This window comes from Amycolatopsis sp. NPDC033938 (assembly GCF_055575975.1).
The window spans coordinates 1-19435 of sequence record NZ_JBVIRO010000013.1; the positions used below are offsets into that span (position 1 = coordinate 1).

At 69.1% G+C, this 19435-nt stretch carries 14 protein-coding genes; 10 read left to right on the forward strand and 4 right to left on the reverse strand.

Annotated elements, in window-relative coordinates; all coding sequences use genetic code 11:
- On the forward strand, window positions 1-231 hold a 231-nt coding region (locus ACZ5ZX_RS27995), incomplete at its 5' end, for an IS66 family transposase (protein ID WP_465504952.1).
- Between the two features lie 327 nt (window positions 232-558).
- Here ACZ5ZX_RS27995 and ACZ5ZX_RS28000 read toward each other — a convergent pair.
- Window positions 559-1440: a helix-turn-helix domain-containing protein gene (locus ACZ5ZX_RS28000; RefSeq protein WP_465505161.1), complete on the reverse strand. Its 882-nt coding sequence runs from the start codon at window positions 1438-1440 to the stop codon at window positions 559-561.
- Between the two features lie 93 nt (window positions 1441-1533).
- On the opposite strand from ACZ5ZX_RS28000, the gene ACZ5ZX_RS28005 reads away from it, so the two are divergent.
- From ACZ5ZX_RS28005 to ACZ5ZX_RS28015, 3 genes are read left to right on the forward strand one after another with little or no spacing between them, the layout of a single operon-like run.
- Window positions 1534-2703, forward strand: a complete 1170-nt coding sequence (locus ACZ5ZX_RS28005) for a hypothetical protein (RefSeq protein ID WP_465504953.1) — start codon at window positions 1534-1536, stop codon at window positions 2701-2703.
- Window positions 2700-3482 (forward strand): SDR family oxidoreductase, encoded by a 783-nt coding sequence (locus tag ACZ5ZX_RS28010; RefSeq protein WP_465504954.1) that lies wholly within the window; start codon window positions 2700-2702, stop codon window positions 3480-3482. The genes ACZ5ZX_RS28005 and ACZ5ZX_RS28010 overlap by 4 nt, the downstream gene beginning before the upstream one ends.
- A gap of 10 nt (window positions 3483-3492) precedes the next feature.
- Window positions 3493-4653: a sulfotransferase family protein gene (locus ACZ5ZX_RS28015; RefSeq protein ID WP_465504955.1), complete on the forward strand. Its 1161-nt coding sequence runs from the start codon at window positions 3493-3495 to the stop codon at window positions 4651-4653.
- A gap of 342 nt (window positions 4654-4995) precedes the next feature.
- On the opposite strand, the gene ACZ5ZX_RS28020 is transcribed toward ACZ5ZX_RS28015, so the two are convergent.
- On the reverse strand, window positions 4996-6681 hold the full coding sequence (locus tag ACZ5ZX_RS28020) for an EAL domain-containing protein (protein WP_465504956.1): 1686 nt from the start codon (window positions 6679-6681) through the stop codon (window positions 4996-4998).
- Window positions 6682-6753: 72 nt separating this feature from the next.
- Entirely contained in the window at window positions 6754-7890 is a 1137-nt protein-coding gene (locus ACZ5ZX_RS28025; protein WP_465504957.1) for a lycopene cyclase family protein, read from the reverse strand.
- 43 nt (window positions 7891-7933) lie between these two features.
- Between ACZ5ZX_RS28025 and ACZ5ZX_RS28030 the strand changes: the two genes are divergently transcribed.
- The 5 genes from ACZ5ZX_RS28030 (at window position 7934) to ACZ5ZX_RS28050 (ending at window position 15639) form a co-directional block, all read left to right on the forward strand.
- Window positions 7934-9496 carry a deoxyguanosinetriphosphate triphosphohydrolase family protein gene (locus ACZ5ZX_RS28030; RefSeq protein ID WP_465504958.1) on the forward strand — a complete coding sequence of 521 codons (1563 nt, stop codon included), beginning with the start codon at window positions 7934-7936 and terminating at the stop codon, window positions 9494-9496.
- Between the two features lie 188 nt (window positions 9497-9684).
- The gene (locus tag ACZ5ZX_RS28035) at window positions 9685-12570 is read left to right on the forward strand and encodes a S8 family serine peptidase (RefSeq protein WP_465505162.1); all 2886 of its coding nucleotides are present in this window, start codon (window positions 9685-9687) and stop codon (window positions 12568-12570) included.
- A 242-nt stretch (window positions 12571-12812) separates the two neighbouring features.
- On the forward strand, window positions 12813-13481 hold the full coding sequence (locus ACZ5ZX_RS28040) for an acVLRF1 family peptidyl-tRNA hydrolase (protein WP_465504959.1): 669 nt from the start codon (window positions 12813-12815) through the stop codon (window positions 13479-13481).
- 141 nt (window positions 13482-13622) lie between these two features.
- On the forward strand, window positions 13623-15251 hold the full coding sequence (locus tag ACZ5ZX_RS28045) for an ABC-F family ATP-binding cassette domain-containing protein (protein WP_465504960.1): 1629 nt from the start codon (window positions 13623-13625) through the stop codon (window positions 15249-15251).
- A 178-nt stretch (window positions 15252-15429) separates the two neighbouring features.
- A complete protein-coding gene (locus ACZ5ZX_RS28050; protein WP_003071237.1) occupies window positions 15430-15639 on the forward strand; it encodes a helix-turn-helix domain-containing protein in 210 nt (69 codons plus the stop codon).
- Here the strand turns inward: ACZ5ZX_RS28050 and ACZ5ZX_RS28055 are convergent, their stop codons facing one another.
- On the reverse strand, window positions 15640-16941 hold the full coding sequence (locus ACZ5ZX_RS28055) for a glycosyltransferase 87 family protein (protein WP_465504961.1): 1302 nt from the start codon (window positions 16939-16941) through the stop codon (window positions 15640-15642).
- Between the two features lie 148 nt (window positions 16942-17089).
- Here ACZ5ZX_RS28055 and ACZ5ZX_RS28060 point away from each other — a divergent pair, with 148 nt between their 5' ends.
- Entirely contained in the window at window positions 17090-18955 is a 1866-nt protein-coding gene (locus ACZ5ZX_RS28060) for an ABC transporter ATP-binding protein (protein WP_465504962.1), read from the forward strand.
- The last annotated feature ends 480 nt before the right edge of the window (window positions 18956-19435 follow it).

Genomic DNA, 19435 nt, shown 5'->3' on the forward strand with positions numbered 1-19435 from the left:
TTCGACCTGACTGTTCCTTTCACCAACAACCAGGCCGAACGCGACATCCGCATGACCAAAACCCAACTCAAGATCTCCGGCGGATGGCGCACCCACCACGGCGCCACCGCCTGGCTCACCGTCCGCTCCTACATCTCCACCGCCCGCAAAAACGGCCTCAACGTCCTCACCGCACTCCGCGACGCCATCACCGGGAACCCCTGGCTACCAACCAACCCCGCAACCGCCTGACTAGTAACCCCTCATTGCCACTCACGACCCCCGTCCAAACCGCGCAAACCACCCAAGTCGGACCGTCTCCTTCAGAAAAGTGTCCCTTGTGGACACTGGGACGCGGTCCGGCTTCCGTCAGTCAGCCCAGTCCTACGCCGGGGCACGCCATGTTCGCCTTGCCCCTCGATAGAACGCCACTCGGCACTCGCGACCCCTCGAAGAACCGTGCAAAGTAACTAAATCGGGCGCATGTGCTCCGAAAGTGTCTCTTGTGGGCGGTCGCAGGGTCGTCTTTGACGAGTCCGCGACCACCTCAACTTCGGCACGCCATATTTGCCTTACTTCTCACTGAACGCGGGGGCGGCGGCCACCGGATTCGGCGGTCACGGCATCGGCGGTGGCGACCAGCGCCGCGCCCCGCCGGGCGATCTCCGCGCCGGTGATCGGCTCGCCGACCGACAGCGTGAGCACCAGTTCTTGCCGTCCGGCGGCGTCGAAGGTCGGCGCGGCGAGCAAGCTCACCGCGTGTTTGCGGCGCGGTTCCAGGTCCGCGCCGAGGTAGACGCGCTCGCCGAGGCTCGACACGAGTTCCCCCACCAGGCCGCGCACTTCCGGCGGCAGTTCCTCCGCGCCGACGCCCGCCATCAGCGAGTAGAGCCGTCGCCCGGCCGCGGTAAGGCTCTCCACCAGGTAGCCGTGTTCGCGGCATTCGGCGACGACGCGACGCAGGTGCGCTTCGTCCAGCCGCACCGGCACGGCCGGGGGTTTGGCGAGCCAGGCGTCGAACGCCGCGTCGGAATCCCACAGCACGTACATCAGGCCGACCGGCGGCGCGAACGGGTACGTCTCGCCGAGTTTGACCCGCCCTGGCCCGGCGCTCTGCAGCATCAAGATCCGGTCGCCGACCACGGCCGACGCGGTGCAGGTGGCGCCGTAGCGCTTGCTGAGGTCCTCCAGATGCCTTCGCGCGACCTCGCTCGCGCCGAAGCCTTCGCCCGCGACGCGGCCCGCGGCGATCATCGCCGGCCCGAGCCGGTACGTGACCGGCCGCGGGTCCCGGACCAGGTAGCCGCCCGCGGTCAGTTCGGTCACGATGCCCAGGCAGGTCGGTTTGGCCAGCTCGAGTTCACGGGCGAGTTCCGAAAGGCCGAAGCGCTGCCCGGGGCGGGCGGCGAAGAAGTTGAGCAGCCGCACGACCCGCTCGGTCGGCGGAGAGCGCCGAGTCACGGTCATTGACCCATCCTTAGAACACGTTCTAGTCTGATCCTGCGAAGAACGTACCAAGTCGGTACGCATTTGTACCAGTATGAGGAGTCGCCGGTGCTCACTCAACCGTTCGCCGACGCGATCGTCGAAGCCGAGAAGGTCATCGCCGAGGCGCCGCACATCCGGACCGAACAGGATCTCGTCGAGGGGTACGACTACCTCGCCGGCAGCATCCGCGCGTCCCTGCAGATGGCGTGGGCCTACGAACGCGACTATCCGTACTTCACCCAGTCCACCGGCCCGTACACGAAAATGGGCCTGGACAACCCGGACACGCTGTACTTCAACGCGAACATCCGAGAGGACCGCGAGTACGTCGTCACCGGGACGCGGGGGAGCACGGCCGACGTCAGTTTCCAGGTCCTCAACGGTGACTACTCACCCGTCGAGGTGCCGGACAGCCTCGCGGCCTTCGACGACCGCGAGATCGAGATCGCCGAGGACGGTTCGTTCGAACTCCGCTTCGGACCGGCGAAATCCGATCCCGGCCCCAACTATTTCGTCCTCGGCCCCGGCTCGTCGATGCTCGTGGTGCGCGAGGTCTACAGCGACTGGGCCACCGAGCGCCGCGGCACCATCCAGATCCAGTGCGCCGACACCGCGGGTGGTGCCCCCGCGCCACTCACGCGCGATGTGCTGGCCAAACGCTACGGCGTCACCGGCAAGATCCTGCTGAGCAGGCTGCGGACCTTCCTCGCCTTCCCGAAGTGGTTCTACCTGAACCTGCCGGTGAATACGATGACCGAACCGCGGCCGACGCCGGGCGGCCTGACCACGCAGTACTCGTCGGCCGGGCATTACGAACTCGGCGACGAGGAGGTCATGATCGTCACCGTGCCGCGTTCGGACGCGCCGTACCAGGGCATCCAGCTCGGCAGCATCTGGTACCTCTCGCTGGACTACATCAATCACCAGACCAGCCTCACCGCCGACCAGGCGCGGGTCGACCCGGACGGCAAGATCCGGTTCGTGATCAGCGAACGCGATCCCGGCCTGGCCAACTGGCTCGAACGCACCGGGCACGACCGCGGGTACGTCCAGATCCGCTGGCAGCGGCTCTCCCGCGCGCTCGACGCCGCCGACGGTCCCGAAGTCGAGGTGGTGAAGTTCGGTGAACTCGCCGACCGGCTGCCGTTCCACGACGAGGCGCGCGTGAGCCAAGAGGAATGGGCAAAGCGGATCGCGGACCGCCAGGCCGCCGTCGCGGCGAGGATGCTGGGATGACCGATCTCCTGCGGGACAAGGTGGTCGTGGTCTCCGGCGTCGGACCGGGACTCGGCCGGTCCATCGCCGTGCGCTGTGCCTCGGCGGGTGCCGACGTCGTTCTCGCCGCCCGCACCGAATCACGGCTCGCCGAGGTCGCGAAGGAGGTCGACGCGCTCGGCCGTCGCGCGGTCACCGTGCCCACCGACATCACCGACGACGCTTCGGCCGCGAACCTCACCGAGACCGCGTTGACGGCTTTCGGCCGGGTGGACACGTTGGTGAACAACGCTTTCGCCATCCCGCCGATCATGGACCTCGCCGACGTCGACCTCGCCGCCGTGCGCGCGGGCTTCGAGACCAACGTGCTCGCCGCGCTCCGGCTCACGCGACTGTTCACCCCCGCGCTCGAAGAGGGCGACGGTTCGGTGGTGATGATCAATTCGGCCGTGCTGCGGCATTCGCGGCGGACCTTCGGCGCGTACAAGATGGCGAAGTCGAGCCTGCTCGCCCTCGCGCAAAGTCTCGCCTCGGAACTCGGCCCGCGGGGGATCCGGGTCAATTCCGTGGCACCCGGGTACATCTGGGCGGACTCGCTCAAATGGTATTTCGCTTATCTGGCCAAGGAACGTGGCGTATCGCCGGAGCAGGTGTACGCCGAGACGGCGGAGACGATCGATCTGCGCCGCCTGCCGGAGCCGGACGAGATCGCCGACACCGTCGTGTTCCTGGCCTCGTCGCTGGCCCGGTGCGTCACCGGTCAATGCCTCGACGTCAACGCCGGCGAATACCATCACTGAAGGGGAGAACATGCTGCCAGGACGGGAAAACGTCGGCACCGTCGAGGATCTGCACGCGTCGGCGGCGAAGCTCACCGGGCTCGACGACTTCGGTGGCGACGACCATCTCGAAGGGCTGCGGGTCCTGCTGGATTCCTACGCCGGTGAGGCGGGGCTGACCCCGTACGGCAACAAGGTCCAGCGCGCGTTCCTGCGTGGCGCCCTGGTGGCGAGGTCGTTGAGTGAAGCCTCGTGGAAGCAGAACCCCGAGTACGCCGAGGTCCCCATCGAACGGCCGATCTTCGTCACCGGCCTGCCGCGCACCGGGACCACGGCGCTGCACCGGTTGCTCACCGAGAATCCGGCGCACCAAGGCCTCGAGGTCTGGCTGACCGAGGTGCCGCAGCCGAGACCGCCGCGCGAGACCTGGGCGGAAAACCCGGTGTTCCAAGGGATCCAGGCGGGTTACGAACGGCACCACGTCGAGCATCCCGAGTTCATGGGCCTGCACCACATGTCGGCCGATCAGGTCGAGGAATGCTGGCAGCTGCTGAGGCAGTCGCTGAAATCGGTGTCCTACGAATGCCTCGCGCACGTGCCGTCGTACTCGCGCTGGCTGGACGGGCAGAGCTGGACCGACGCCTACCGCAGGCACCGGCGCAACCTGCGGCTGATCGGGCTGCCCGACGCCGGGCGCCGCTGGGTGCTCAAGAACCCGAGCCATCTGTTCGCGCTCGACGCGCTGCTGGAGGTGTACCCGGACGCGCTGATCGTGCAGACGCATCGAGCGCCCAGCACGATCATCGCGTCGGTCTGCAGCCTGAACGAGCAGGCGTCGGAGGGCTGGTCCGACGTCTTCCGGGGCGAGGTGATCGGTCGTAGCCAGCTGGATCTGTGGGCGCGGGGCGCGGAAAGGGCGCTCGAAGCGCGGACGCGGCACGACCCGGCGCGGTTCTGTGATGTCCGGTACGAGGATTTCGTCGCCGATCCGATCGGGACGGTCGAGGGGGTCTACAAGCATTTCGGGCTGCCGTTGTCGGCGGAGGCTCGGGACGCGATGACCACCTTGCACGCCGAAAGCCGTACCGGGGAAAGGAAACCCATGCACCGGTACGACCTCGCGGATTTCGGCCTCACCACAGGCGAGGTCGACGAACGCTTCTCCGGCTACCTGGCCGCCTACGACCTCTGATCCCACGCGTTTCGCCCTCTGAACGCGCGAACTGTTGAGAGGTAAGCAAATCTGGCGTGATCGGCTCGGTGCCGTGAAGGCCCCCTTACTTACCCTCAAGGTGCCTACGGCGGGCGAGCCCGGTAGCGGCCAGGCCGTGAAGGACTCCTTGAGGGACTCAGAGTCCCTCAAGGAGTCCTTCACGCGCTTCCCCAGTACATGAAGGACCCCTTCCTGTACCTAGGCGCAAGGAAGGGGGCCATCAGGTACCCGTGAGTCGCGGCCTGCATCCCCCAGCGGACGCGAGCCGGGGCGCGCAAGCCATTCTCAATCACCGCATTCAGAGGACGAAACGCGGGAGGGTCAGAAGCCCGCGGCGGCGCGTGGGGAGGGCAGGCCCCGGGTCGTGATCCCGCGCAGGACCTCCACGCGGTCCGAACCCGGGCGGCCGAGCACCCAGCTGGACCCGGGCACCTCCTTGGCGCGCTTCTTCAACGGCGCCAGCAGCCGGGAAGCGTCCTTATAGGACCTGATCGCGCCGTTACCGCACACCAGCGTCGCGAGCGACACCGTCACCGGCATCTCGTCGGCCGACCACGGCGTGTCCAGCAGCGCGGCGGCGACCGTGCCGATCTCGTCGACGTCGCAGGCGATCAGGAAGTCGTCCCCGCCGACATGGCTGACGCGCATCCGCCGCAGCCGGGACTCCAGATCGGTGAGCGTCCGGCCGAGGGTGCGGATCAGGTCGTCGCCCGCGGCGAACCCGGCGGTGTCGTTCACCGTCTTGAACGAGTCGACGTCCAGCCAGGCCGCGACGAACGGCTCCCGCGCGTTGATCCGGCGGTCGACGTCCCTGGCGACGGCGTCACTGCCGGGCAGCCGGGTCAGCGGGCTCAGCGACACGGCCTCCTCGACCTTCGCCTCCGCCACCCCGCGGACGACTTCGGTCACCAGCACCACGCCGAGGCAGCGGCCGCGATCGTCGACCACCACGACGTCGTCGCCGGTGCGGCTCCAGTCCGCGTCGGTGACCAGTTCGAGGAATTCGAGCGCGCTCGCGTCCACGTGGATGGTGTGCGGCGCGTCGGCGAGCCGCGAGGCCGGCCGCTTGGCGTGCAGGGCGTGGCCGTACATGCCGGTCACCGAGACCAGGAACCGCGTCCGGTCGACCGACCACTGTGGACGGTGCCGTTCGTCGATGCCGACGACGCCGCTCGGCCCGTCGGCCGCGGCCAGCACCTCGCGCACGTCATCGCAGGTGGCGTCCTCCGGCAGGGTGGTGGCGGGCCGCAGGAAGTCGCCGACGCGGCGGGCGCGGGCGGTTCCGGGGATGAACGGGCCCGGCGCGTCCGGGGCGGGCAGCGGCGCGTGGTTGCCATCCGGCGGCGCGAGCAGGTTGCCCTGCGCGATGCGCACGCCGAGTTTCCGCGCGGACTCCAGCTGCTCGGTGGTTTCGAGCCCGGTCGCGACCAGCCGGTTGTCGGTGCGCGACGCGAAGTGCAGCACCGCTTCGACCACCGCGACGGCGGCCGGATCGTGCGGCAGGCCCCGGAGCACGGTGCGGTCCAGTTTCACCAGGTCGATCGGCGCGGAGGCGAGCAGTGTGAGCGGGAGGTCGCCGCGGCCGAGGCCGTCGAGCGCCAGCCGGAAGCCGAGGTCGGTGAGCCGCCGCATCCCGGTGAGCAGCTGATCGGCCGGGACCAGGGAGAACGGCGGGCCGATCTCCAGCACGACGTCCCTGGTCCGGCGGCCAGCCAGGCTGAGCGCGTCGGTGAGCGGGTCGAACTCCGGCGGCGGCGCGGCCACCGTCCTGGCGGACAGGTTCAGATGCAGGGGAAGGGTGTTCTGCGGGTCTTTCTGCTGGCGCACGGCTTCGGCCGCCAGGCCGATGTCGACCTCGGCCAGCTTGCCGCTGCGCCGCGCGTCGGCGAGCAGTTCGTGCGCGGTGCCGCGTCCCGGCCGCGCCAGTGCTTCGAACGCGACGACGCCACCGGTGTGCAGGCTGTACAACGGCTGGTAAGCGAAGCGGACCGCGATCTGCAACGTCACAATCGCATGTTCGCTGGTGATGGTCCGAAACGAAACACGTGTCGACTGATGTTCATCGGGAAGGCACCCGGGTTACCTAGAACGGAGCAGTCCTAGGGGCCCATGCCACCCGATCAGGTGTTTTCTCACTGACCACGGCGCCATCCGGAAAAGTGCCGTCATCGCTTCGGCGGTACCTGGCAGGTCTTCGCGACCCGACGTGAACGCTCGCTGAAGCCCGACGGGGAGTGAGAAGAACAGCTCGAAGAACTCCGGGAGCAGCTCGGACGGCATCCCGCACAGGCTGCGCAGGCCGTGCGACCGCAGCCTGTGGACGGTTCGGGCGGAGGACGGCCAGAGCATCCGGTGGGCGGCCGACGCGGCCTCGGCCGGGCCTCGCTCCCACGCACGGGCGACGGCGTCGGCGACCGGATCCGCGAGCCGCACCGAGGTCGCGACGCTGTACCCGGTCGCCGGATGCACCAGCCCGCCGGCGGCGCCGAACGGCACCGTCCGGCCGCGCCGGGGCGCCGGCGCGTCGAGCACGATCCGGACGCGTTCCTCGCGCCCGCGTGAGGCCAGCCCGACGGCCGCCAGGCGGGTCCGCAGCCGCGCCGACAGGAGCTCCAGCGGCAGGCCGGGTTTGCGGGCCAGTGAGGTCTCCTCGACCAGGACGGTGCCGTCGCCGAGCGGCAGCACGTACAGGAAACCGGACTCGGTCTCCCGCCAGTCCATGAACACGGCCGTGCCGGGGCTGTCCACCAGCCGTAGGGCTTCCTCGGCGGGCAGTACGACGCCGAACGCCGTCTGTTCGTACCGGTTTCCCCGGGGCCGGGCGCCGGAGGCGTCGAAGTACAAGCCGGCCGCGAGGACCCGGCCGTCCTCCAGCCGCACCGACGAGCCCTGCCGGCCGTGGTCCACACCGGACACCGTCCCCCGGACGACGTCGTAGCCGCCGGTCAGCCACGTACGCAGGCCGGCGTTGTCCAGCACGAGGTACCGGCGTTCGAGGACGTGCGGCCCGGTGCCGAAGGCGAGCGTGGTCGAAGGCGCGCAGGCGACGACGCTCTCGGGCAGTGATGGCAGTTCGTCGGCCCACAGCCCGTAGGTCGCCCGCCAGCGCCTCTCCGGCGCGGGGTCGATCAGGACCGTCGCCAGGCCACGTCGCGCGCAGGCACGCGCCAGCGCGCGCCCCGCCGGGCCGCCGCCCGCGATCACCACGTCCGCCACCTGGGCATCTCATCATGACGCCGCGACGGATACGGTGTGACGCATGGAACAGACGGATCCACGGACGTGGCGGCGTGAACCAGAGAGCGCGAGCGCCGGGTTCAGCGATCTCGCCACGAGCCCGTTCCGGATCGACAGGGACCGCATCGCGGCGTCACCGTTCTTCGCGCGGCTCGGCGGGGTGACCCAGGTGGTCAGCGCCGGGGGCGCCGGGCTGCTGCACAACCGGCTCACGCACAGTCTCAAGGTTGCGCAGGTCGCCCGCGCGATCGCCGAGCGGATCAACTCCACCAGCGACTCCGCCGAGCTCGCCGCGAAACTGGGCGGCTGCGACCCGGACGTCGCCGAGGCGGCCGCGCTCGCGCACGATCTGGGGCATCCGCCGTTCGGTCATCTGGGGGAGCAGACCCTGGACCGCATCGCCCGGCACCGGTTCGGCCTCGCCGACGGGTTCGAGGGCAACGCGCAGTCGTTCCGCATCATCACCACGACCGACGTGCGCGGGCCGTCCGCTTCCGGGCTCGACCTCACCACGGCCGTACGCGCCGCGGTGCTGAAGTACCCGTGGGCCAGGCTGCACGTGCCCGACCCGCATCCGACGTCGATGGCGGTCCAGCCGCGCGGTGCGGCCGAACCCGCCGACGCTCCCGGCACCGGCGCGAGCAAGTTCTCCGCCTACAGCACCGAACTCGACGACTTCGCCCATGCACGGGCGCCGTTCGACGGCCGGATCGAACCCTGGCAGCAGACCGTCGAAGCGTCCGTGATGGACACCGCGGACGACATCGCCTACGCCATCCACGACCTGCAGGACTTCCACCGGATCGGGGTACTGCAGCACGCGCCGGTCGCCGCCGAGTTCACCGGCTGGGTCGACCACGCGCTCGACCTCGCCGGGCTGGACGACGCGACACTGACCGCCGAACGGCGGCTGCCCGGCCGTTCGCTGGAACGGCTGCGCCGCCGGATGCACGCCAAGGACGGCTGGATCGTCGATGACGACGCCTTCACCAGCGCCGTCGCCCGTGTCCGCGCCGAACTCGTCGACGGTCTGCTCGCCACCGGATTCGACGGTTCCATCGAGGCCGAGCAGGCCACCGCCGCCTTCTCCGCGAAATGGACCGCACGGCTCGTCGACGGTGTGCAGGTGGTGCCTTCGCCCTCGACCCGGACAGGGCATCTCACGCTGCGGCCCGCGCAGTGGCACGAGGTGCAGGTGCTCAAGTTCGTGCACCGCCGGTTCGTGCTGCTGCGTCCCGAACTGGCGCTGCACCAACGCGGACAGGCCAGCCTGGTGACCACGCTGGTCGACGCCCTCGACGCGTGGCTGCTCGACCGCGACGAGTTCTACCGGCTGCCGCGACGGCTGCACGATCTGGTGGAGCTGGCGCAGTCGGAGTTCTCCGCGCTCGCGCGGACGTCGCCGGAGCTGCTCATCGGGGCGACCGGGGAACCGGTCACCGGGGCGGACGCCGTACGCGGGCTGGCGCGCGGGCGCGCGGTGGTCGATTTCGTGGCGTCGCTGACCGACAAGCAGGCGGTGACGCTGTTGGACGGCTTGTCCGGTCGCGCTTCGCAGCCTTGGTCGGACTCGTTCGTGTTGTGAATCTTCTCGGCGCATTACGCTGAACGCCTTTCCGAAGTCACTCGAACGGCTCCTGCCGCCAGTGCACGCCCGGTACTTAGCTTGATCCAGCCGGTGATCGCCGGCGTCGGTCAGCGTGAGTCGGGGCACGCGCCTAGGAATCGGAGGCGCATGTGCGTCCAACCCGTTCTAGCAGGAGAAGAAGAACGATCCTGACCGCGGGCACCGCGGCCCTCGTCACCGCGCTCGGCCTGGTCGGCCCGCCGGTCGCGGCGGCGGAAACCGGGCAGTCCCCGGACGCGTTCTCGGAGAACACCGTCCGGCAGATCGAGGCCCTGCAGTCGATCAAGAAGAACCAGAACGCCGGTGAGTCCAAAGTGGACAGCCGACTGCTCGTCGAACAGAAACTCCGCGCGCAGCGGATGTCGGCCTCCGCGGTTCCCGCACTGGGGTCTGGGGCGAATGTCTCCGCGGCCGGCACCGTACTCGTGGACATCCGTGGCCAGGTCTCGGACGAACTCCTCAAGAGCCTGCGTGAATCCGGTGCGGGGATTCGCGCGGTCTCGGCCCGCTACGGCAGCGTCCGCGCCGAGGTCCCGCTGAACGCGGTCCCCGCGATCGCCGGCCGTGCCGACGTCAAGAAGGTCGAAACCGCCAACGAGGCGTTCACCGCCCGTCAGCTCGCCGAGCCTGCCGGGCAGCAGGCGAAGCGGGAAAGCAAGGAAGAGAAGGCCGCCCGGATCGAGGGCGAGCTGAAGAAGGCCATCGAGGCCAAGGGGCAGGTCGGCGTCGCCGCCGGGCCGGTCACCAGCGAGGGCGACCGCGCGCACAACGCCGACACCGCGCGCCAGCAGTTCGGCGTCACCGGCGTCGGCACCAAGATCTGCGCGTTGTCCGACGGCGTCAACTCGCTCGCGGTTTCGCAAGCACGGGGCGAGCTCCCGGCGAGCGTCGACGTCATCCCCGGCCAGGAGGGTGACGGCGACGAGGGCACCGCGATGCTCGAGATCATCCACGATGTCGCGCCGAACGCGTCGCTCGGTTTCGCCAGCGCGTTCAACTCCGACGCCAGTTTCGCCGACAACATCCGCAAACTGCGGTTCGACGCGGGCTGCGACGTCATCGTCGACGACGTCCTGTACTTCAAGGAATCGCCGTTCCAGGACTGGATCATCGCCCAGGCCGTGAACGACGTGACCGCGGACGGCGCGCTCTACTTCTCCTCGGCCGGTAACGAGGGCAACGTCGCCGACGGCACGTCGGGCCACTGGGAAGGCGACTTCGTCGATTCCGGCAAGAGCGTCGGCAAGTACGCCGGTACCGCGCACAACTTCGCCGGTGCCGCGGGCAACCAGATCTTCGAGCCGATCTCGAACGCCTCCTCGGCGCGCGTGCCGGTCACGCTGTTCTGGTCGGATCCGCTGGGTGCCTCGAACAACGACTACGACCTGTATCTGCTGAACGCGGCGGGCAACGTCGTGGACTTCAGCCAGGACAACCAGACCGGTACCCAGGACCCGTACGAGCGCGTGGACACGCCCTCGGCCGGTGGCACCGGGTTGCGGCTGGCCATCGTCAAGTTCTCCGGTGAAGGCCGCTACCTGTCGCTTTCCGCGTTGCGCGGCCGGTTCTCCGATTCGGCCGACGGTCTCAAGGCCTACACCAGCCCCGGCGTGACCGTCGGGCACTCGGCCGCGCGGGCCGCGTTCAGCGTCGCGGCGGCCCCGGCGGCCAAGGCGTTCCCGCGAGCGCTCGAACCGGGCGACCCGGCCAACCCGGCGGGCCCGTTCCCCGGTGCCTTCGGCGCGACCACCAAGGTCGAACGGTTCACTTCGGACGGTCCGCGGCGGATGTTCTACCAGGCCGACGGCACGCCGATCACCCCGGGGAACGTGTCCGGAACCGGTGGTGAGGTCCGCGCGAAACCGGATATCACCGCGGCCGACGGCGTCTCCACCAGCGTCTCCGGCTTCACCACGTTCTACGGCACGTCGGCCGCCGCGCCGCACGCCGCCGCGATCGCGGGCCTGGTGCTCTCGGGCAACCCGGGGCTGCCCCCGGCCGAGGTGCGCGAGGCGCTCGTCAACACCGCCGTCGACATCCTGACCCCGGGCCGCGACAACTCCAGCGGCGCGGGCGTCATCCTCGCCGACAAGGTCCTCGCCTACACCGGCGCCAGCCCGCAGCCGCTCGCGACCGCGGGCCGGCCGACGGTCACCCCGGCCGACGGTGGTTCCGCGCTCGACCCCGGTGACACCGCCAAGGTGACCTTGCCGGTGACCAACACCGGTGACGGCACCGCGACGTCGACCAGCGTGGTGCTCACCAGCCCGACCCCGGGTGTCACGGTGGCGCCGCGGTCGAAGTCGTACGGCACGATCAGCCCCGGGCAGACCGGGGTCAACGACTTCACCATCACCGTCCCCGCCACGCAGGAACTCGGGGTGCCGGTGGTGCTGAACGCACGGGTGACCTTCGCGGGTTCGTTCTCGCCGACCACGTCGACGTTCTCGCTGCCGGTCGGCACTCCGTCGCCGGTGGCGCGGAACTTCGCCTACGCCGGACCCGCGGTGACGATCCCGGACAGCGACCCGACCGGCGTGACCGTGCCGATCGCGGTGAGCGGTGTCGGGCGCGCTTCGAAGGTGACGTTCTCGGTGGACGGGACCACGTGCAGCACCGACGACAAGTCGGAGACGGTGGGTATCAACCACTCCTACGTCGGTGACCTGGTCGGCACGCTGACCTCGCCCTCGGGCGCGAAGGCGACGCTGTTCCAGCGCAACGGCGCTTCGGGGAACAACCTGTGCCAGGTCGTCTTCGCCGACAACGCGGCCACGCCGTTCAGTTCGGTGACGGCGTCGAATGCCCCGTTCACCGGGACCCACCGGCCGCTGCAGGCCGTCGGTGGCCTGATCTCCGGTGCGGCCGCCGACGGCACCTGGACGTTCACCGCGATGGACGTCGCCGGTGGTGACACCGGTTCGGTCCGCTCGGTTTCCTTGCACATCAACGGTTTCGTTCAGGCCAGTGCGGCTGAGCGGCCCGCGGGCGTCGGCAAATCCGTCGGCCGCGGCCCGGTGAAGCCGGTCTAGCTCCTTTAGTGAAGTCCGTGAAGGCCTCCTTGAGGGACTCTGGGTCCCTCAAGGAGGCCTTCATTTGTGTACCTACGGCTGACGTCCGGGCGGCGCGAGGTGTCTCGAAGGGGGCCTTAGAGTCGCGGGCGCCACGCTTGAGACGCTGAGCGTCCCAGACGAGGCGCATGAGACATCCGCGCTGGGTCCCTCAAGGAGTCCTTCACGGACCCCAGGCTGGGGCAAGCACGTACCGTGAGCACATGGCGAAGGAGCGGCAGGTGGCAGGCGGTGGCCGGGCGGTCGAGGTCGCCCCCGATCGCCTCGAAGGCTGGTACGCCCGCTTCGCCGCCCGCAATGACGGCATCCGGTCGACGGAGATCACGCCGGACACCGTCACGGTCACCGCGGACAACGGCGTCGTCGCCGTCGCGACCGTCCCCTTCGGACCCCTCAACGCCGAAGGAACCGTGGCCGGTCTCGCCGTCGGCCCGCTCGTCGAGCACGCGCTGATCCCGCGAACGATCGCGCTCCTGCTGGTGCGTCGCGGCGGGCACAGCGTCGGAATCGCGCGCGGGGGAGTGATCGTCCGGTCCAGGACCGACCGGCACCTCGTCCAAGGCCGGTCCGCGGCGGGCGGCTGGTCGCAACAGCGTTTCGCCCGGCGCCGGGAAGGGCAGGCGCACACCGCGCTCCGCTCCGCCGCCGAGGACGCGTTCGAAGTGCTCGTGCCACGACTGTCCGAAGTGGACGCCGTCGTGCTCGGAGGTGACGGCCGGGCACTGGAAACACTGCGCGAGGACCGGCGGTTGGCGCCGTTGTTCGACCGCGCGGAGCCGCGTGTCCTCGACATCGCCGAACCGCGGCGCGCGGTGCTCGACGCCGCCGCCGAACGCGCCATCGCGGTGCAGGTCACCCTGCACGACGCGTGACATCGGGCACGGTCCGATAAAACCCCTCGACCCCGGCCCGTACACTGATCGCGTGGACATCCTCTTGGAGTAGCTCCTCGCCGGCCGTCGGCCGGCGAGTCGAAGCTGTCCGCTCATCCACCCCTTTTACCGGGAGTTCCCGTGATCACGGCCTCTGGCCTGCAGCTGCGCGCTGGCTCGCGCATCCTGCTCGACAACACCAACGTCCGCATCCAGCAGGGTGACCGGATCGGCCTGGTCGGCCGCAACGGCGCCGGCAAGACCACCTCGCTCAAGGTGCTGGCCGGCGAGGGCGAGCCGTACGCGGGCGAGGTCCGCCGCAGCGGTGAGCTCGGCTACCTGCCACAGGATCCGCGCGAAGGCGACCTGTCCGTCACCGCGAAGGATCGCGTGCTCTCCGCGCGCGGACTCGACGCCTTGCTGCGCAACATGGAAAAGGCGCAGACCGCGATGTCGGAGCTGGCGGACGACAAGGAACGCGACAAGGCGGTGAACCGCTACAGCCGTCTCGAAGAGCGGTTCGCCTCCCTCGGTGGCTACGCCGCCGAAAGTGAAGCGGCACGGATCTGCTCCAACCTCGGTCTCGCCGACCGCGTGCTGGAGCAGACGCTGCAGACGCTCTCCGGTGGTCAGCGCCGCCGCGTGGAGCTGGCCCGGATCCTGTTCGCCGCTGCCGAGGCGGGCGCCGGCGGCAAATCCGAGACCATCCTGCTGCTCGACGAGCCCACCAACCACCTCGACGCCGACTCCATCAACTGGCTGCGCGGGTTCCTGAAGCAGCACGACGGCGGCCTCGTGGTGATCAGCCACGACGTCGAACTGCTCGCCGACGTGGTCAACAAGGTGTGGTTCCTCGACGCGACCCGCGGCGAGCTCGACCTGTACAACATGGGCTGGCAGCGCTATCTCGACGCGCGCGCCACCGACGAGAAGCGCCGCCGCCGCGAGCGCGCCAACGCCGAGAAGAAGGCGTCCGCGCTGCAGCAGCAGGCCGCGAAACTCGGTGCCAAGGCGACGAAGGCGGTGGCCGCCAAGAACATGGCGCGCCGCGCCGAGCAGATGCTCGCCTCGCTCGACGAGACCCGCCAGGCCGACAAGGTCGCCCGGATCAAGTTCCCGGAGCCCGCCCCGTGCGGCCGGACCCCGCTCACCGCGGAGGGGCTCTCGAAGTCCTACGGTTCGCTCGAGATCTTCACCGGCGTCGACCTCGCCATCGATCGCGGTTCGAAGGTCGTCGTACTCGGATTGAACGGTGCCGGAAAGACGACTTTGCTCCGGCTGCTCGGCGGAATGGAAACTCCGGATACCGGCGAGACCATTCCGGGTCACGGATTGCGTTTGGGCTATTACGCACAGGAACACGAAACGCTCGACCATGATGCGTCCGTGTGGGAAAATATCCGGCGACTCGCGCCGGGCACGGGCGCACAGGAGTTGCGTAACCTCCTCGGGTCGTTCCTGTTCACCGGTGAGCAACTCGATCAGCCCGCCGGCACGCTCTCCGGCGGCGAGAAGACGAGGCTCGCCCTGGCCGGTCTGGTGTCCAGCGCTGCCAACGTTTTGCTGCTCGACGAGCCGACGAACAACCTGGACCCGGCCAGCCGTGCCCAGGTACTGGACGCGCTGCGCAGTTTCGCCGGAGCCGTCGTCCTGGTGACGCACGACCCGGGCGCGGTCGAGGCGCTGGAGCCGGAACGCGTGATCCTGCTGCCGGACGGAACCGAGGACCATTGGTCCGCCGATTATCTGGAACTTGTCCAGCTTGCGTGAGGCCTGCGTCCGTTCGGGTGCTTGATCGATGCCATCCGGCCACTGAAATGGCCCAATGTGATCGCGGTTTCAGCAGTTTTGCGCTCGTCGTCTGGCATTCCGGCGCTCAGTGTTCGATCATTGCGGCGACAGGGGCCGTTATGTGGCCCAGAACACTCTCGGCGGGAAGGCGATCGACGTGGCTGATCTCAAGAAAGGCGCGCGGATCACCGGCAACACGCGTGACAAGCTGGCCGCTGACCTGAAGAAGAAATACGAGAAGGGCTCGAGCATCCGCGCTCTCGCGGAGTCCACGGGTCGCTCGTACGGGTTCGTGCACCGGGTCCTCTCGGAGTCCGGCGTCCAGCTGCGTGGCCGTGGCGGTGCCACCAGGGTCAAGAAGAAGTAGTCACGAAGAAGTAGCGGACTGCTGCGCGGGGGGCGCAGTTCCCTTCTCCGGGACCGCTGTTTCGTCGGATTCGCCGCCGAGGAAGGCCAGCCTGGCACCGAGCAGGACCAGCGGATACACCAGGTAGCCGTACCTCGTCGCCGGAGTGAGCAGGATCAGCGCGCCGATCCCGACGGCGGTGCGCAAGAGCGCGTCCGAACCGGTTGCGGGGGGACGGCGCACCAGCCAGATCAGGATGGCGACGGCCGCGATCCCGAGCAAGGCGAAGGAAAACGCCGTACCGACGGGGCCGAGTGAGGCGATGAGGTGACCGGGCAACGGGCTCGCCGCCGGTGACTTGATCACGCCCATTCCCAGCGGGAACCGGAAGACGTGCTCGACGAACGCCTTCGGGTCCACCAGATACACCGGCAAGTGCAGGACCAGTGTCGTCACCACGAGTGCCGCGGCGAATCCGCCCAGTGCGCGAGGACCACGCCGCGTGAGCAGCAGGACACCCACCACGACCGCCGCGGGCGCGACGATGAGTTTCGCGCTGATCACCAGTGCCAGCACCAGACCCGCCGCGAGCGCGCGGCCCGTCGAGGCCAGCGCGAACGAGAGGATGAGCAGGCCGACGATGGCCAGATCCGGTCCGGCGACGGCCCAGGTCAGCGCGGTCAACGGGCAGGCGAGCGCGAGTTGCGCGGCGCTCACCGGGACTTTCGGCCATTTCAGCAGTCGCAGCGTCACCAGCACGCACGCGACGGCGGCCAGCGCGAACATCCAGCGCGCGTCGGTGAGGGCGTCGGCCACCGGCCCGCCACCGAAGAGTGCGCGCGGCAGACCGAAGACCGTCATCACCGGACCGTAGGGGGTGTAATCGTTTACTTCCGCCGCCCGGCCGAGCGCGGTCACGTCGACGTACGGGGTTCCGTTCTCCAGCAGGAGTTTCGCCGACCGTTCGATCACCCAGACCTCGGGCTGCGCCGCCCACGAGTTCGGCGTGATGAGCCAGTCCACTCCGGTCAGACGGCGAATGACGAGCATTCCCAACGGAAGGATCATCGCGAACAGGCCGATCGCGCCGATACCGATCCACCGCGAGCCGAGTACGCCGGACGGCCGGGTGCCGCGCCGGGCGGCGACCATCAGCCAGCCGGTGTGTACCACGGCGAGTCCGTAACCTGCTACGGCGAAGTTCGCCCACACGCGATATCCGTAGAATTCCGCGACGGCGGTGTTCACCGCGGCGAAGATGAGGCAGCCCGTGTAGAAGACCAGGTCGATGGTCAGTCGTCGCCGGTCTGGGTCCTTGGTCACCGGCCCAGGCTACCGACGCGGCGGTGTCCGCCGGAAAGAGGACGCGGAAACCGGGAAGCATCCGGTGTCCTTCGGTGTTGGTGCTGGTTATATCCGGAAAAAATCTCGACCAATGTCGAGGTTTACTGGGGGCGAGGAGAAGGTTCTCATGGACAACACGTGGTCGCTGATGAACTCGGCGATGAAGTCGGCCGATGTTCCGAAGGGGCTGCACAAGGGGACGCTCCGCCGCGTAGCGCGCTTCGCCAGGCCACACTGGCGAAGGTTGCTGATATTCCTGGTGCTCACCGTCGTCTCGGCGGTGCTGGCGGTGAGCACGCCGGTGCTGGCCGGGAAGGTGGTCGACGCGATCGTCGGCGGGCACGACGTGTCGCTGGTGGTGTGGCTCGCCGTGGTGATCGCCGCGCTGGCGCTGGTCGACGCGGGGCTCGGACTGGCGGAGCGGGCGCAGTCGTCGAGGATCGGCGAGGGGATCATCCTCGATCTGCGGGTCGCGGTGTACCGGCACGTGCAGCGGATGCCGATCGCGTTCTTCACCCGCACCCGCACCGGCGCGCTGGTGAGCAGGCTCAACAACGACGTCATCGGCGCGCAGCGCACGTTCACCGCGACACTGTCCGGTTTGGTCACCAACGTGATCCAGCTGGCCCTGTCGCTGGTGGTCATGATGACCCTGTCCTGGCAGGTCACCCTGCTGGCGCTGGTGCTGCTGCCGGTGTTCATCCTGCCGACGCGGCGGCTCGGCAGGCGGATGGCCACGCTGCAGCGAGAGGCCGGGCAGCTCAACGCCTCGATGACCACGCAGATGACCGAGCGGTTCTCCGCGCCCGGCGCGACACTGGTGAAGCTCTTCGGCGATCCGGAGCGGGAAACGGGCGACTTCGGCGCGCGGGCCGGGCGGGTGCGTGACATCGGGGTGCGGACGGCGATGCTGACGCGCTGGTTCCTGACCAGCCTGACCACCGTCTCCGCGCTCGCGCAGGCACTGGTCTACGGGCTGGGCGGTTACCTGGCGCTGACCGGCGCGCTCGCGCCGGGCACCGTTGTCGCACTGGCGTTGCTGCTGACCAGGCTGTACTCGCCGCTGACCGCGCTGGCGAACGTCCGGGTGGACGTGATGACCGCGCTGGTTTCGTTCGAGCGGGTCTTCGAAGTGCTCGACCTGAAACCGATGATTGAGGAGAAGCCCGCCCCGCGCGAACTGCCGGAAGGTCCGGTCGCGGTCGAGTTCTCGGATGTCCGGTTCGGCTACCCCGCGGCCGACCGGTATTCGCTGGCGTCGCTGGAGGATGTGTCCACTTTGGATCACCGGGGTGGCGAGGAAGTGTTGCACGGCATCAGCTTCCGCGCCGAACCCGGGCAGATGGTGGCGCTGGTGGGTTCTTCCGGCGCGGGCAAGTCGACGATCGCCTCCCTGCTGCCGCGGCTCTACGACGTCGACGCCGGCTCGGTCCGATTGTCCGATGTGGACGTTCGTGAGCTGAGTTTCGCCTCGCTGCGCGAAACCGTCGGGGTGGTGACCCAGGACGGGCACCTCTTCCACGAGACGATCCGGGCGAACCTCGAATACGCCCGCCCAGGTGTCACCGACGCCGAGATCTGGTCGGCGCTGGAGCGCGCACGGCTGGCCGAACTGATCCGGGAACTGCCGGACGGACTGGAGACCGTGGTGGGGGAGCGGGGCTACCGGCTCTCCGGTGGCGAACGGCAGCGGCTGACCATCGCCCGGCTCCTGCTGGCGCAGCCACGGGTCGTCGTCCTCGACGAGGCGACGGCGCATCTGGATTCGCAGTCGGAGGCGGCCGTCGGCGAGGCCTTGACCGACGCGCTGGACGGGCGGACCGCGCTGGTGATCGCGCACCGGCTGTCGACGGTGCGGGCGGCGGACCAGATCCTGGTCGTCGAACACGGGGAGATCGTCGAGCGGGGGACGCACGACGAGCTGCTGGCGCGGGAGGGTCGCTACGCGTCGCTGTACCTGACGCAGTTCTCGGAGGAGCCCGCGGCCGCGTGACCAGTTTGCCCCGGCGCTCACCGCGGCGGGCTTGGCCTGACCTGGACGAGGGTGGTTCCGCAGGCATCGTCGCCTGGTCTCACCCCCTTGATCAACGGAAGATTCGGGACACTCAACGTCTCGGATCTTCCGTTGATCAAGCTCGTGCTCGGTCACGACCCCACCCGACCGCACCGGCTCCACACCAGTGGGTAAGCGAATGCGAGCTCCGTGAAGGCCTCCTTGCCTACCCTGAAGGTAGGGAAGGAGGCCTTCACGGACTACGTGATCGCCAGCGGCCTCAGCAATATCACCAGCCCCAGTAGTCACAGCGGCTGCGCGTGAAGGCCCCCTTCCCTCGGCTCAGCCGAGGAAACTCGACCTTCACACCTTCTTGTACCGCAGGGGCGGGCAAGGGCGGCGGTGGCCTGGTGGGGCAGGTGGGTCGTGTGTGGGGGTTTGGGTTTGTTTAACAAAAGGCCCAAAACAACAAAAAACCCC

Coding starts and splice junctions, on each gene's coding strand:
- ACZ5ZX_RS28060 (WP_465504962.1), top strand. CDS start 17,090: ATGGACAACACGTGGTCGCTGATGAACTCGGCGATGAAGTCGGCCGAT.
- ACZ5ZX_RS28040 (WP_465504959.1), top strand. CDS start 12,813: ATGGCGAAGGAGCGGCAGGTGGCAGGCGGTGGCCGGGCGGTCGAGGTC.
- ACZ5ZX_RS28010 (WP_465504954.1), top strand. CDS start 2,700: ATGACCGATCTCCTGCGGGACAAGGTGGTCGTGGTCTCCGGCGTCGGA.
- ACZ5ZX_RS28015 (WP_465504955.1), top strand. CDS start 3,493: ATGCTGCCAGGACGGGAAAACGTCGGCACCGTCGAGGATCTGCACGCG.
- ACZ5ZX_RS28030 (WP_465504958.1), top strand. CDS start 7,934: ATGGAACAGACGGATCCACGGACGTGGCGGCGTGAACCAGAGAGCGCG.